Origin of the sequence: Gaetbulibacter aestuarii, from assembly GCF_039537665.1 — a bacterium.
In the GTDB taxonomy this organism is placed as follows: domain Bacteria; phylum Bacteroidota; class Bacteroidia; order Flavobacteriales; family Flavobacteriaceae; genus Gaetbulibacter_A; species Gaetbulibacter_A aestuarii.
This window is the reverse complement of the sequence record NZ_BAABAY010000001.1, coordinates 1,344,436-1,358,932: the sequence shown is the minus strand read 5'-3', so window position 1 is coordinate 1,358,932 and position 14,497 is coordinate 1,344,436. Positions and strand designations below refer to the sequence as shown.

Annotated in this window: 8 protein-coding genes; all 8 read right to left on the bottom strand. The window is 38.9% G+C overall.

Translation table 11 applies throughout. From position 1 onward, the window contains the following. Positions 1 to 5: 5 nt before the first annotated feature. Genes ABD682_RS06065 through ABD682_RS06030 form a run of 8 tightly spaced genes read right to left on the bottom strand, consistent with a single transcriptional unit; the run spans position 6 to position 14,356 of the window. A complete protein-coding gene (locus ABD682_RS06065) occupies positions 6 to 1,427 on the bottom strand; it encodes a sulfatase (protein ID WP_344740110.1) in 1,422 nt (473 codons plus the stop codon). Next, positions 1,417 to 2,514: an endo-1,4-beta-xylanase gene (locus ABD682_RS06060; RefSeq protein ID WP_344740108.1), complete on the bottom strand. Its 1,098-nt coding sequence runs from the start codon at positions 2,512 to 2,514 to the stop codon at positions 1,417 to 1,419. Before ABD682_RS06060 ends, ABD682_RS06065 begins: the two co-directional genes overlap by 11 nt. Beyond that, a complete protein-coding gene (locus tag ABD682_RS06055; RefSeq protein ID WP_344740106.1) occupies positions 2,514 to 4,004 on the bottom strand; it encodes a sulfatase-like hydrolase/transferase in 1,491 nt (496 codons plus the stop codon). The genes ABD682_RS06060 and ABD682_RS06055 overlap by 1 nt, the downstream gene beginning before the upstream one ends. Further along, positions 3,961 to 5,547: a sulfatase gene (locus tag ABD682_RS06050; RefSeq protein ID WP_344740104.1), complete on the bottom strand. Its 1,587-nt coding sequence runs from the start codon at positions 5,545 to 5,547 to the stop codon at positions 3,961 to 3,963. The genes ABD682_RS06055 and ABD682_RS06050 overlap by 44 nt, the downstream gene beginning before the upstream one ends. A gap of 1 nt (position 5,548) precedes the next feature. Beyond that, positions 5,549 to 7,204, bottom strand: coding sequence for a sulfatase family protein (locus ABD682_RS06045; protein ID WP_344740102.1), 1,656 nt, complete (start codon positions 7,202 to 7,204; stop codon positions 5,549 to 5,551). 36 nt (positions 7,205 to 7,240) lie between these two features. Then, positions 7,241 to 9,622 carry a glycoside hydrolase family 3 N-terminal domain-containing protein gene (locus ABD682_RS06040; protein WP_344740100.1) on the bottom strand — a complete coding sequence of 794 codons (2,382 nt, stop codon included), beginning with the start codon at positions 9,620 to 9,622 and terminating at the stop codon, positions 7,241 to 7,243. Between the two features lie 5 nt (positions 9,623 to 9,627). After that, positions 9,628 to 11,169, bottom strand: a complete 1,542-nt coding sequence (locus tag ABD682_RS06035) for a RagB/SusD family nutrient uptake outer membrane protein (protein ID WP_344740098.1) — start codon at positions 11,167 to 11,169, stop codon at positions 9,628 to 9,630. A 10-nt stretch (positions 11,170 to 11,179) separates the two neighbouring features. Next, on the bottom strand, positions 11,180 to 14,356 hold the full coding sequence (locus ABD682_RS06030; RefSeq protein WP_344740096.1) for a SusC/RagA family TonB-linked outer membrane protein: 3,177 nt from the start codon (positions 14,354 to 14,356) through the stop codon (positions 11,180 to 11,182). Between the last annotated feature and the right edge of the window lie 141 nt (positions 14,357 to 14,497).

The window sequence follows — 14,497 nt, the reverse complement described above, 5'->3', positions numbered from 1 at the left end:
TGACATTAAAAATTCGCTTTCCATTCATCTAATTCCTTCAGCAAGGTATCCGTTTTTTCAGGCATTTCTTTAGCAAGGTTGTGAGATTCTGAAGGATCTTTCTTTATGTTGTATAATTCCGTTCTTCCTTCTTCATACCAATTGATCAATTTGTAATCGCCCACACGAATAGCAGAAGATTTAGTATCACCTGTGTTTTTCGGTCTGGCATTTGGCGAGTGCCAAAAAACGGTTCTTTCAGGCCAGTACTCTTTGTTATTCAAAACAGGTAAAAAACTTTGACCATCGGTATCCAGTTTTTCTCCGGAAGTCATATCCAAAATAGTAGGAAACACATCCATAAGCATCACTAAAGATGCGTTTTCATCGCGAGGTTGAAAGTGATTCTTCCATTTTACAAATAAAGGCACTTTAAGTCCGCCATCATACAACCAGCCTTTACCCGCACGTAATGGAAAATTCGAAGTGGCCAAATGACGTTGCTTATAACCGTCATTGGAGAGTCCGCCATGGTCCGAAGATAAAATCACAATAGTATTATCTGAAATTTGTAAATCGTCTAGAACCTTTAAGAGCTTACCAACATTTTCATCCATATTTTCAACCATACCGGCATACACAGGATTATCCTGACGCATTTTGGTTCGCCCTGTTCCTTCTTTTATATATTCAGGTTGATCGCCAAAATCAAATTGGGAAATTTCTTTTTTATTTCTTTCCACATCCTCCGGCTTGGCTTCAAGAGGTTGATGCACCGCATAAAAGGCTAACATGGCCATAAAGGGTTTCTTTGTATCCCGATTTTTGATGTATTTAATAACCTGATCGGTTAAAACATCGGAAAGGTAATCGCCTTCTTTTCCAATAGAATCCATATCCACGATAGATTTCTTATTGGTTTTCCAATTATGTTTTGGTGTATTAAACGGATAAAAATAACTAATGGGAGAGCCTGCTGCTCCCGCTGCCAGTGAAAAATTATAGCCAAACCCCTTAGGACTACTGGCACCTGCTCCTAAATGCCATTTACCAAAATAGGCCGTTTGATATCCTGCTGCTTCAATATGCTTTATATAATTTTTATCGTTTGAAATAGCTCCGATTTCAAAACCGTCATCAGGAACCGTTCCATTTTGAATAGGATATCCTCCTGTCATCATAGCATAGCGTGAAGGGACACAACGCGGATAATTAGCATAAGCATTATTAAATCGCACAGATTGCTTTGCCAAACCATCGATATTAGGCGTTTGATATATTTTAGATCCCGTTAAACTCAGATCGTAATACCCCAGATCATCTACATGAATGACAAGTATATTGGGTTTTTTAGATATTTCCTCTTCGGTCTTTTTCTGTTTACAAGAAAAAAACAATAACGTGATTAAAAAGAAAACACTCAGATATTTAAAATACCTATATTTCATTTCTACTAACCTTTAAAGCTTTTTGTACACTGTAATACGCGGGAATAGGTTTAAATTTGTTGTCGTAGATCGATTGAAAATTTCCTGTACCTTTTTTTGGTCTCACACTTAAATCCCATAGATTGAGTGTAACTTCACCCTGCTTACTTTTTTCAATAAGTACATCTACGATTTTATCGTACACTTTTTTTTGGATTTGACGTTCACTTTTCAACTGATCTGCTTCATTATTTCGAACCAGGTAATCTAATTCAGTAATGTGAAAGGCTAAATCATGACTGTGAGCCCAATCAATTAAATCGCTCAATTTTTGAATAGTTTCATCCATGTTATCAACAAAATCTTTTCGTTTGGCACCCAAAAGTAAATGCGCTTGCCATCCAATACCATCTACCCGGTAACCTTTCGATCTTAAATAAAGAACCGTTTCTTTTACTTTATTCCACATCGGGGTTTCCATACCTACATTTTGATTATAAACCAATTCTTTGTTAGATCCATATTTTGTTGCGATCTCGAATGCTTTCAAAATGTATAGCGGATATCCATTTTCATCATAGCCCATTTTTAGCCAGGGATTTTCCCATTGATGCGTTCCTTCTTTTGGCCCGAACCATGAACCATCACCTAAAATGGTTTCATTAACAACGTCCATATATTTCACACAAGATTCATTATTGAATTTTTGAGTGATGGCCATCATGTATTCCTCCATGATTTTCGATAACTCTTCCGGAGTTCTGTGATCTGCCTTGGCCCATTTAGAAGCCTGCGGACTAACAGGTGAATGCAACCTTACAACTAAATGATGATCATTCGCGAAATCAATAAAATCATTAAGTTCAGTCCAATCCCATTCTCCAGGTTTCGGATGAACCCGAGTTTGTTTAGCCGCATTTGCAGGTGTTAAGTACTTAAAATCCTTTAGAAATAATTTTTCTTTTTTGGTTCCCAACTCCTCATAATTCAAGGTAGCACCAACACGTAATGGGGGAATCGATTTAATTTTATCTATGGCTTTTTCTTCCTGCGAAAAGCCTGAAAAAACCGTACAAATAAAAAGAAAATACAAAATCTTTTGGTTCATTATTTCTTTGGCTTTTCGTATTCAATATTATTTCTACCACCTTTGTGATTAGGTTTCATTTTCACATGTCGATCCTTTTTGAATTTTTCCAGTTTTGCTAGCATACTGGCAGCCTTTTCAGGCATTTCTTTTGAAAGATCGTGTTTCTCAGAAATATCGGTAACCACGTTATACAATTCCACTTTACCGGTTTCCACGAATTGCAATAATTTATAATCACCAATCCGAATCGCGGAAGTCTTATCATCGCCTGTAGAATTCGGACGCGCTTTATAAGAGTTCCAGTACACGGTGCGTTCTGGCCCGGGTTTTTTATTAAGGATCTCGTCCTTCATACTTACTCCGTCAATACCTTTTATTTTTTTGTCCAACACCAGATCAATGATCGTTGGGAATACATCCATACCCAGGATAACCGTTTCCTTATCTTCACCCGGTTCTCCGTGTGGCAGTTTGAAAATCAATGGCACTTTGATACCTCCTTCATAAATCCATCCTTTCCCTGCTCTTAAGGGTGCATTGGACGTTGGAATTAATCGGTTATTTGGTCCTCTAGTTGAGAGTCCGCCATGATCTGAAGTCAACACAATAAGGGTGTTTTCGTAAAGCCCTTCATCTTTTAATGTTTGAATTAGCTTTCCAATATTTTCATCAACATTTTCAACTAATCCGGCGTAGGGCGGGTAATTTTGTTTTACACGGGTATCACCATTACCTTCTTTAACGTAAGTTGGTCCATCGCCAAAATCGACATGCTTCATTTGCTCCTCGTTACGTTTGATATCTTTTTCCTTTGCTTCAATAGGTGTATGCACTGCATAGTAAGCCAATACACCCATAAAAGGTTTATTCTTATTTTCCTTGATGTATTGAATGGTTCTTCTCGTTAGAACATCTGTTAAGTAATCACCTGGTTTAGCGTAATCTTCAACATCTTCAATGGGTGCTTTTCCTCCTTTTTTACGATCTTTTTTTGGCTCATTAAAAGGATAAAACCGTGAGTGTGTACCACCCGCTTTACCGGCTGCGAATGAAGAACTAAAGCCCATGCCAACGGGACTGTCTTCATGATCTCCCAGATGCCATTTCCCAACGTAAAAAGAATAGTAGCCTTCATTAGCAAATTGCCTGGCAAAATTACGAGCCTCCGGAATAGAACCCGGGTTACCATGATTCTCTTTAAGAGGATAAGTTCCCGTCATGATACCGAAACGTGAAGGAACGCAACGTGGATAGCTGGAATATGCATTATCAAAGGTAAATCCGTTTTCCGCCAACTGATCAACGTTTGGCGTGTTATACATCACAGAGCCATTACGACTTAGATCGTGGTACCCCCAATCATCCACTATAATAAATAATACATTTGGCTTTTCCTGGGCTTGTAAATTTCGCAAGAAAAGAACAGCTGCAAGGATTACGATATATTTCAAATGAGCTCTCATACTATCCTTTAATATTCGTTTTATTATTCTTGATTTTATTGGCATCCTGACCAATTTTGGCCAAATGCTTCAATAATTCAGCTTTTAACTTTTGAACCTCCTTTTGATACTCGGGTTCCTTAACATGGTTCTTGGTTTCCAACGGATCTTTTTCATAATCATAGAACTCTTCACCAACAATATAATCTTCTTTATACGGCTTAAAACTTCTGTAATTATGGTCTAGCCACAGGGTGTAACGGTAACGATCGGTACGAATTCCATAACCCATGCGAGGTCCTCTGCGATATTGATGAAATGCGGCGTCCTGGTTAACTGTTGTAGCAGGATCATCGTCCAATAAAGGCACTAGAGAAATACCTTCAGCCTGATCTGATATTGGGACACCCGCAAGATCAAAAAGTGTTGGAAAAGTATCCAATAAATTTACAGGATTATGGCTTGTTTGGTTTTTGGCAACACCCGGACCTGCAAACATGAAAGGAATGCGTGTAGCTTGTTCAAAATTAGAATGTTTACACCATTCTGTGTGATCGCCCAGGTGCCAACCGTGATCACCCCAAAGTACAATAACCGTATTTTCTAAAATACCACGCGCTTCAAGAGCATCTAACAATTTACCTAATTGGGCATCGATATAAGAGGTGCAGGCCATATAGCCATGAATGAGATGCCGCTGTTTGGCTTCCGGTATTTTGTCTCCAATTTTTAGACTATCCGGGATATCGCTGAAAGCTCTTAATTCACCAAAAGAATGATAGGCAAATTCCGGTGTTCCTTCAGCTAGTTCCTGAAATTTCGCTAATTCAATTTTATCTTCATCATATAGATCCCAGTATTTTTTAGGAGCAATAAAGGGTAAATGTGGTTTTTGGTAACCCACACCCAGGAACCATGGTTTATCACCTTTCATTAGAATATCTAATTTTCTTAGAGCCTCTTCAGTGTAAAGTCCATCAAGATAAGCTTCATCTGATACATCTACATCTTCGGTACTTGGTTTGATGCGATCAAATACATAACTACGAAGCTTCCCTCTGTTCAATCCTTTGGAAGTCGCTTGGTCTATTAAAGCCTGCATTTCCTTCTTGGTTTCGGGATTTTGATAAAATTCAAACATAGGATCACCGTATTTTGGATCAAAATTATCCGGTTGGATCCATGGAATACTCCAGCTTTTACCATCATGCCCCGGAGCGGCCGATGGTTTGTGGTAGATTTTACCAATAGCCGTGGTTTCGTACCCTTGAGAGATCAAATATTCGGGCATAGAAACAAGATCCGGAGCCGATTTTCTAAAATCCGTGTGCAAGTCCCAAACCTTGGTAATATCCGGATAAGTTCCTGTCATCACACTAGCTCGAGACGGACCACAAACGGCATATTGCACATAAGCATTTGTAAAAGTCATACCCATTTTTGCCAGACGGTCGAAATTTGGTGTGATCATTTCGGAGTGACCGTAATTCGAAAGCAAAGGTTTCAAATCATCAACGGCAATAAAAAGAATATTTTTCTTTTGAGTATTGGTTTGTGCCTTGCAACTCAAAGTTGCTAAACACAGCATTATGGCAAATATATTTTTCATATTATTTTCTTGTATTGTTTTTGTTGACAATATCTCTAACGGAGGTCTCTCCATCAGGTTTATCAACAATTAATCCAAAATCCTTATCGGTTATTTTTCTGAAATCGGCCAGAGATTCATCATCTCCATATTGTTTCATGAGGCCTTTTAATTCTTCTTTGAGATGTTCCACTACATTGGAATATTGAGGATCGTTTATAATGTTATGTAATTCATTAGGGTCTTTTTCACGATCATACAGTTCCCAAACATCAATGTTATAATAAAAATGAGCAAGCGTATATTGAGGGGTTCGAATACCATAATGAGGCTGCACATGATGCCAATATGGGAATTCGTAGTAGTGATAATACATGGCCTGCTGCCAATCCTCTGGTGTATTGCCCTGTAAAACTTTTTTGAAGCTTTTCCCCTGCACCTCATGATCTGTGTTGATCCCGGCGATATCCATAAAGGTTGGAGCAAAATCGATATTCGAGATGATATCGTGATTCACAGATCCGGGTTTTACCATTTTTGGAAATCTCACGATAAATGGCATACGCAGTGATTCTTCATAAATGAAGCGTTTATCAAAAAAACCGTGATCACCTAGATAAAATCCCTGGTCGGAAGTTAAAACAATCATGGTGTTATTTGTTAATCCGTTTTTATCCAGATAATCAAGAACACGCCCGAGATTATCATCAACAGATTTCACACAGGCCAAATAGTCCTTTATAAAATTCTGATAACGCCATTTTCTACCATCCTGATAGCTCATACCCTCTGGTTGCACAAGTTCTCCCGGTTTAGCTCCATAAAACTCCCAGGCCAGGCGCTCCTTACCTTCTAAGCTATCGGGCGATTTTAGTTTCATATCACGACGAGAGAAAAAATCAACCGTCATTTCCGTATCTCCGGCTGTTAACTCTCTTCCTTTATAATCATCATTGAAAGTTACCGGATAAGGCATTTCAACATCTTCCCAAAGCTTTTCATATTTATGGTCAGGTTCCCAAGGACGATGTGGCGCTTTGTATTGTAACAACATTAAAAAAGGAGCACTTTTATCGCGTTGATTCTCCAGCCAGTTCAAGGCAAAATTGGTTGTTAAGTTACTGGAATAACCGGTTTCTTTAACATCCTTACCATTTTCATTGTAAACAGGATCCCAATAATGTCCCTGTTGCCCTGCGGAATTATGATATTTAAAAACGTCGAAACCTTTAGGCTCAGAACCCAAATGCCATTTTCCAAACAAACTGGTTTGATAGCCATTCTTTTGAAATTCCTGAGGAAAGGTCCATTTTGAAGCATCAAATTTTCCACCACTTTCATTTTTATAATAACCATTTACATTACTGTAATCTCCGGTTAAAATACTGGCTCTACTTGGGCCACAGATAGCATTGGTACAAAGCACATCTTCAAATAACATACCCTCATTCGCCAATCTGTCAATATTCGGTGTTGGCGCAATATCTTTATAGATGCCACCATAAGCACTAATTGCCTGAATGGTAAGATCATCAGCCATGACGTAAATAATATTCGGTTTTTCCTGAGATTCCTCCTCATTTGTCGCTTTGTTACTGTCGTTTTTACACGAAAAGGAAGCGAAGACAACAAACGCCGTTAAGGCAAGAAGGGATGCTAATGTTATTTTTCGTTTCATTTAATTTTTTAATTATTTATGACTTTATTTCTGTTCTTATTCTTTAAGGTTAATGGTTTCGGTAGCCTCGAATGTTACTTTTTTCAAATCCTTATCAGCCGAGGAATCTCCTGTCATAACCGTAAATTCTCCAGGCTCAACTACGAAGTTGAAATCAGCGTCATAAAAAGCCAGGCAGTTCGCGGTTATGGGCAAAGTCACCGTAGTAGTTTCTCCCGGTTCCAGGTGAACCCGTTTATAACCTTTGAGTTCCTTCACCGGTCTTGTAAATGAACTTATATTGTCTCTGATATACATTTGAACAATCTCATCGCCGGCCATTTCTCCGGTATTCGTAACATCTACTGAAACCTGAATAGTATCATTAATTGATGAAAAGGTTTCTTGTGATAATCGTGGTTCAGAGATTTTAAACGTGGTATAACTTAATCCAAATCCAAAAGGATGTAATGGTACTTTCTCCTCGGTATTGTACTTATGAATATACATGGTAGGCTTGTGGTTGTAAACCATTTGCAATTGACCTACAGATCTCGGGATGGTTACGGGAAGTTTTCCGCCAGGATTCAATGCTCCGAAAATAGTTTCTGCAACCGCCTGCCCTCCGAAGGATCCGGGTTCGTAGGCGTAAATAACGGCGTTGGCTTGATTTTCCAACTCGGGTTCTGCAATAGGACTACCACTTACATAAACCACAATAACCGGTTTACCGTTAGCCAGGATTTTGTTGGCCAGGGCCATTTGTTTTCCGGAAAGTTCAAGTGTCGCCCGATCAATATTTTCACCGGTCGTTTTATTAGGCCAGTCATACCGAAATGAATTTTCACCCAGAACGAGTATCGTCATATCGTATTGTTTGGCCAAAGTAGCAGCCTTATCAATATCACTGTCTTTCATTTTTCTTGAGCGTTCGCCGGCATTAAAGTAATCTACCTTAAATCCATTTTTTTCTCCCAGTGCTTTTATGCCTTCATAAACTGTCGTTGTATTTTCTGCGGGTTGTTCGTAAACCCAATCGCCCATAATCGTTTCGTTATTGGCATTCGGACCCGTTACAAATATGGATTTATTACTTCCTTTCAACGGCAGAATGCCATTATTCTTTAACAAGGTTATAGCTTCACGAGCTTGTTTTAAGGATGTTTCCTGATGTGTTTTATTAAAAACAACTTCGTTTTCCTTCCCAACCTCAACAAATGGATTTTCAAATAAACCCAATCGAAATTTAGCTTCCAATATTTTACTACAAGCCTCATCAATGCGTTCCTGAGGTAATTTACCCTCTTTCACCAATTGGATCACATAATCCGCAAACTTAGGTCCGTGCATATTCATATCCAGTCCTGCGGCCACTGAAAGCAGCGAGGCTTCCTTGTAATCTTTAGCAATATGATGCCAATTTGCAATTCTGGAAACATCATTCCAGTCACTCACATAAAATCCATTAAATCCCCAGCGGTCTCTCATCACATCGGTCATAAGAAATTTGTCCATATGCGCGGGAACGCCATTCACTTCATTGTGCGATAACATAATAGAAAACAGGTTTCCTTCTCTTACAGCTTCTTTATAAGGCGGTAAAAATATTTCAAACAAGGTACGTTTCGACACATCCAGCGGAGAGGCATTAAGACCGTTAAGAGATTCGCCTCCGCCAATTAAATGTTTAGCACAAGCGATGACATGATTGGGTAAATAGGTTCCGCTTTCAAAATCATCAGATTGTAAGCCCTGGATGGTAGCCAATCCCATTTTTCCTACCAAATAAGGATCTTCACCAAAGGTTTCTCCGGTGCGTCCCCAACGTGGATCGCGCAGTACATCAATGTTCGGCGTAAAGGCCCAATGAGAACCGGTGGCGCGCATTTCAAGGGCTGTTTGTTTACTCGCCTCTTTTAACAAAGCATCATCCCAGGTAGCAGCCTGTGTAATGGGAGAAGGATAAATTGTAGCACCGTTGTAAAGACCGTTACCATGAATGGCATCAATACCGATAAGTAATGGAATTTTTAAAGGTGATTTTTGAGCAAGCTTTTGTAGCTCATTAGCCTCCTCAGCGGTTACTACGTGTAAAAAAGACCCTATTTTACCTTCCGCTGCCATATCGGCAATATCTTGAATGGAATAGCCGGGATAAAATCCTTGTGCATCGTTTTTATCCAATTCGTCTGCCTTGAGGTTTTTCATCGCTTTGCGCATATGTTCTAAACCTACGTATTGCGACATTTGAGCTACTTTATCTTCAAGTGTCATCCGGGCCATGAGATCGTTTACGCGATCTTCAATTTTGGCTGAAGCATCTAGATATAGAGGTTCACCATTGTTAGACACTGATGTATTGTCTTGTTTGCAGGCAGCAAACAAGACAAACACAATCAGATACAATAAAGTATTGCGGGAATTCAAATTGTATTTCATTTCAATTAATATCCAGGATTTTGATCAGCTTGAGTTATGGCCTGGTTACCTGAAATTTCAGTTGACGGGATAGGTAACAGCATGTTTTTCACACTAACCGGATACATATAATCTTTTCTCGTATCAAAAGTTGGATTTGCATTATGAGGTTCTACAACTTCCTGAAGGAAATACTCATAGCCACGACGTCTTACATCAAACCATTCATGTCCTTCTGCCAGTAGTTCATATTGGCGCTCTCTCATAATGCGCATTCTGAACTCATCCTGAGTCATACCACTCCAATCTGCCGGCGCTGTGGCATCACCACTGGCCGTATGTCGTGCTCTGGCCAAAACTTCATTCACATAAGGATAAGCGTTTGCCGGTCCGTTAAGTTCGTTCTCAATTTCAGCCAGTGTTAACAGCACATCAGCATAACGTAACACTATAAAATTTCTACTGGTTGTGGTACCATTATAGTTGTAGTCCAGATATTTTCTGATGTATGCGTAGCCATCATTACCTCTGTCTTTTGCCGGATAAGTTTTTTGTTCTGAACCATCTCGTAGCAAATAGAAATCATAAATAAATGTGGCATCTATTCTAGGATCACCAGGATATTGTGCTACATGCTGATCAAAGGTTTCTTTATTCGGTCTGATACGGCCAAATGTTCTTTGATCTGTAGCTATATAAGCACTATTTTGTGGGGTGTACATTCTGATAACATCGGAATTTCTTGTTGCCCCATTTTGAGCGTATTGAATTTCAAAAATTGATTCAACAGTATTTTCATTTCCTTGTTCAAACAGTTCAGCATAGGTAGGTGTCAGGCTATACTTTCCATAAACCGGCATAATTTCATCATAAGCCTTTTGCCAGTAAGAAGGATCTCCTCCATCTTCTCCAGCCAATTGCACATATACTTTCGCCAGATAAACGTAAGCTGCAAGATTTGCCGGTCTGCCGGGCACATTAGCACCAAGTTCTGGCATCATGGTCTTGGCCTTTTCCAGATCGGAAATAATGAGACTATAAACTTCTTCTTTTGAAGCTCTTGGCGTGTGCAATGTTTCCGCCGTTGCCGGTTTCGTTTTAATTGGAACACCGCCAAACAGTCTTACAAGATCAAAATAAACGACACCTCTCATGAAATAGGCCTGACCCAAGGCTGATTCTTTGTTCGATAGATCAGCATCGGAGTTTTCCAGGTTATTGATGATCACATTGGCCACATTAACAGTCTGATACATTTGAGGCCATAAACGTGTTAACCAGGTATTAATTGGAGAACAGTTCAAGCTTGTGGCATCAGAACTAGCGCCTTGATTAGACCAAAATTTTCCTGAATGAGGTGCGATAAGGCCGTGCCAGGATGAACCGTGATATGCCGGATCGGCATAACTTTGATACAAACCATTAATGGCCGTTTCCACACCATCTACAGATGAGAATATTTGATCTTCGTTGTAATAGGTCTCGGGTAATTCTTCTAAGGCACTGTCGCAACTTTGAAACGCTGCAAACAAGGTTAGAAAATAGAGTATATATATTTTATTTTTCATGATGATATGCTTAAAATGTTATGTTTAATGAGATAGAGTATGATTTTTGATTTGGAAAAGAACTCCAATCTAAACCAACTCGAAGCGGATCAAAGGAAAAACTATTAACCTCAGGATCGAAGCCACTGTACTTCGTGAATAGTAATAAGTTCTGACCTGATATTGAAATATAGGCATTCGATATGGCCGGAATATTATCCACAGGAATGTTGTAACCCAGGGTCACATAATTCAACCGAAGAAAACTACCGTCTTCAATTAATCGGTCTGTAAAACCTGTATCACGAGCCAGATCATAACCCACTCTCGGATAGGTTCCGTTAGGATTAGATGGTCTCCAGGCATTAACATAAGCTTCTGTTCTTATGTTGTTAGAATTGGCATCGGCATAGGCTTCACGTAGTAAGTTCCCATTAGCGATGTCATTGCCTTGCACGCCGTTAAAAAAGAAACTTAACGATAAATTTTTATATTCAAAACTTGAACCAAATCCGTAATTAAAATCAGGGTTTGGATCTCCGATAACGGTGAGATCAGCATCTGTAATGTTACCATCATTATTTTGGTCCACCAGATACACATCACCTAATTGCGGTGCTATACCTCTAAAGGTAGGTGCGGCACTTAACTGCGCTTCATTTGAAATAATACCATCTGTGGCATAACCATAAAATAGTGCAGGAGCCTGACCTTCAATAAAGATATTCGCTGGTACTTTAAAGTAGTTACCACCAGAAACTTGTCTACCTAAAAAGGCACTATACGTTTCTGTACCGAATTGTGCAGGCGGAATACCTAATCTGTCAATTTTATTTCTATTGAAAGAAATGTTTCCATAGAGGTTCCAGGTAAAGTTATCTGTTCTAATAATATCGCCTGCTAAACTTATTTCCAACCCTTTGTTGATCAAATCACCCTGGTTAGCATAATAGTTTTCAAAACCATTAGAAGGTCCAATTTCAACATTCAACAGAAGATCTGATATTTTCTTGTAATATACATCCACGGTTGCAGTGTATCGATCGTCATCAATACCCAGGTCGAAACCAGCGTTATACTGACTCGTAGTTTCCCAGGTAAGATCGGGGTTGGCCAAATTCGTTGGAATAATTGCGGTAAGGGCTCCCCCATTAGCATCGGAATACGGTGTTTGGGTTGGACCGAAAGGCGTAATAGTGCGGTAATTTGGAATACCCTGATTACCGGTAAGCCCCCAACCTAAACGTAACTTAGCCTCAGAAAGCCAATCCACCTTGCGGAGGAATTTTTCTTTGTTCATTTTCCAGGCGAAAGCTAATGCCGGGAATTTACCCCAACGTTTTCCTTCAGCAAATTTACTACTACCATCTGCTCTGAATGTTGCAGTAAAAAGGTAACGATTCATTAAGGTATAGTTAAATCGACCTAAAAAGGAAATAATAGTTTCCTGTTGTTTATCGAAAAACAAAGGTTGATATACCTGACCTGTTGAAATACCATCAGCTCTTAAATCCTTATTTGGAAAATCTGAAGCCTGATTGGTTGTTCTTTGTATTTGATTTTGATCAAAAATCACCCCAACAGTTCCGTTTATTCTGTGTTTATTGTTGAATCTTTTTTTGAACATCAGGGTATTATCAACATTATATCTGAAACGTTTTAATGTACTTATACCGGCCTCACCATTAGCATTCTTACCTCTAAAAACCCCTGTGCCATACCAAACTTTACGTTCTTTATTTCTGTAATCCCCTCCAAACTGCACGCGGTAGGTAAATACATCAGAAATATCATAATCTAATTTAATAGATCCCAGAATTCGGGCTTCGCGGGAATAATCATCATAATCCTTGATCCAGGCTCTTGGACCATCAAGGGATTCTTCAAAATCGGTTCCGAAGAAATTATCCTGAAAGTTCAAAATAGGAGCTCCGGAAATAATTTGTCTTACCAGATTATTATTTGTACCACCTAAATTATCTGTTCCTTTAGATGCAGAATTTTTTTGATAATTTGCTGATATCTTCGTGTGAAGCTTTAACTTATCAGTAAGGTCATTCCTTAAGTTCGCAACAAAATCGATACTTTTAGCATAGGTTCTGGGAATAAGACCTTTGGTATCCGTAAATCCGGCACCATAATAATATCTGTTATTATCACCACCTCCTGAGGCGGTTATTCTTTGATTTAAGTTTATTGTTGATCTATAAGTATCTTTACTCCAATCTATACCCTGTATTCTATCTATAGAATTCGCATTGTCGATCATGTATTGCTCACTTGTTTGGTAATACGCTGCACTACCGTTTGGGTATATATAAAAAGAAGGATCGTAGCCTAAATTTGCTCTGTACTCATTTTGATACTCTATATATTGTTTTGGATCCAGCACATCAATATTTCTGGTGATATTACCTATTTTGGTTGTTGAGCTGTAATTAATTTTAGCGTTACCAGGTTTACCCTGCTTTGTGGTAATAAGTATTACACCGTTTGCTCCTCTGGAACCATAAATTGCGGTGGCGGAAGCATCTTTTAATACTTCGATACTTTCAATATCTCTTGGGTTAATACCCGATATACCTCCTTGTGGAGACAAATAACTGCTTCCTCCTGACAAAGGATCCAAGGTATCTTCTGTGGCCGAATCTACAATAACACCATCTATAACATATAATGGCTGTGTATTACCGGTTAAACTATTCACCCCTCGAATCCGAATACTGGACGGCGCACCTGGTTCTGTGCCATTGGCACTTACAAGCACCCCTGCAGCACGACCCTGAAGTAAATTTTCAACACCTTGAGATTGCGCAACAGCGTCCTTTTTCGGAAGAACAGAGGTTACAGAACCGGTTAGATCTTTACGGTCAACCTCACCATAACCAATAACAACAACCTCATCTAATTGTTCGTTATCTTGTTTAAGAACAATACTGATTGTTTTCTGGTCTGTAATAATAACCTCCTTGGTCACATAACCCAGGTAACTTACAACCAGTGTGCTCGGTGTTTCACTGAGAGTTATCTTAAATTTTCCATCAAAATCCGTGACTTCTCCTTTTGATGTTCCCTTAACTACAATAGAGGCTCCCGGTAAGGGAAAGTTTGTTTCGTCTGTTACAACACCACTTACTGTATGTTGTGCCAGCATCGCCAAAGGAAACATGGCAAAAAGTAGAAAGAGTAATTGCTTTGTGTACTTCATTGTTTTTTAGTTATTAGTCTTAAAATTTAGTGTCTGAAATCAGCTCTTAAATTTTTAGTCTAGTTGGTAATTTATTTTTTGAGTTTAGTTCATGCTAAACTAATTTTTTAATGCTTTTTCGAGTTTTAATAATTATCAAAA

What these genes read in the sequence shown, in the direction of transcription:
- ABD682_RS06065 (WP_344740110.1), bottom strand. Translation starts at nt 1,427, where the DNA reads ATGAAATATAGGTATTTTAAATATCTGAGTGTTTTCTTTTTAATCACG.
- ABD682_RS06060 (WP_344740108.1), bottom strand. Translation starts at nt 2,514, where the DNA reads ATGAACCAAAAGATTTTGTATTTTCTTTTTATTTGTACGGTTTTTTCA.
- ABD682_RS06055 (WP_344740106.1), bottom strand. Translation starts at nt 4,004, where the DNA reads ATGCCAATAAAATCAAGAATAATAAAACGAATATTAAAGGATAGTATG.
- ABD682_RS06050 (WP_344740104.1), bottom strand. Translation starts at nt 5,547, where the DNA reads ATGAAAAATATATTTGCCATAATGCTGTGTTTAGCAACTTTGAGTTGC.
- ABD682_RS06045 (WP_344740102.1), bottom strand. Translation starts at nt 7,204, where the DNA reads ATGAAACGAAAAATAACATTAGCATCCCTTCTTGCCTTAACGGCGTTT.
- ABD682_RS06040 (WP_344740100.1), bottom strand. Translation starts at nt 9,622, where the DNA reads ATGAAATACAATTTGAATTCCCGCAATACTTTATTGTATCTGATTGTG.
- ABD682_RS06035 (WP_344740098.1), bottom strand. Translation starts at nt 11,169, where the DNA reads ATGAAAAATAAAATATATATACTCTATTTTCTAACCTTGTTTGCAGCG.
- ABD682_RS06030 (WP_344740096.1), bottom strand. Translation starts at nt 14,356, where the DNA reads ATGAAGTACACAAAGCAATTACTCTTTCTACTTTTTGCCATGTTTCCT.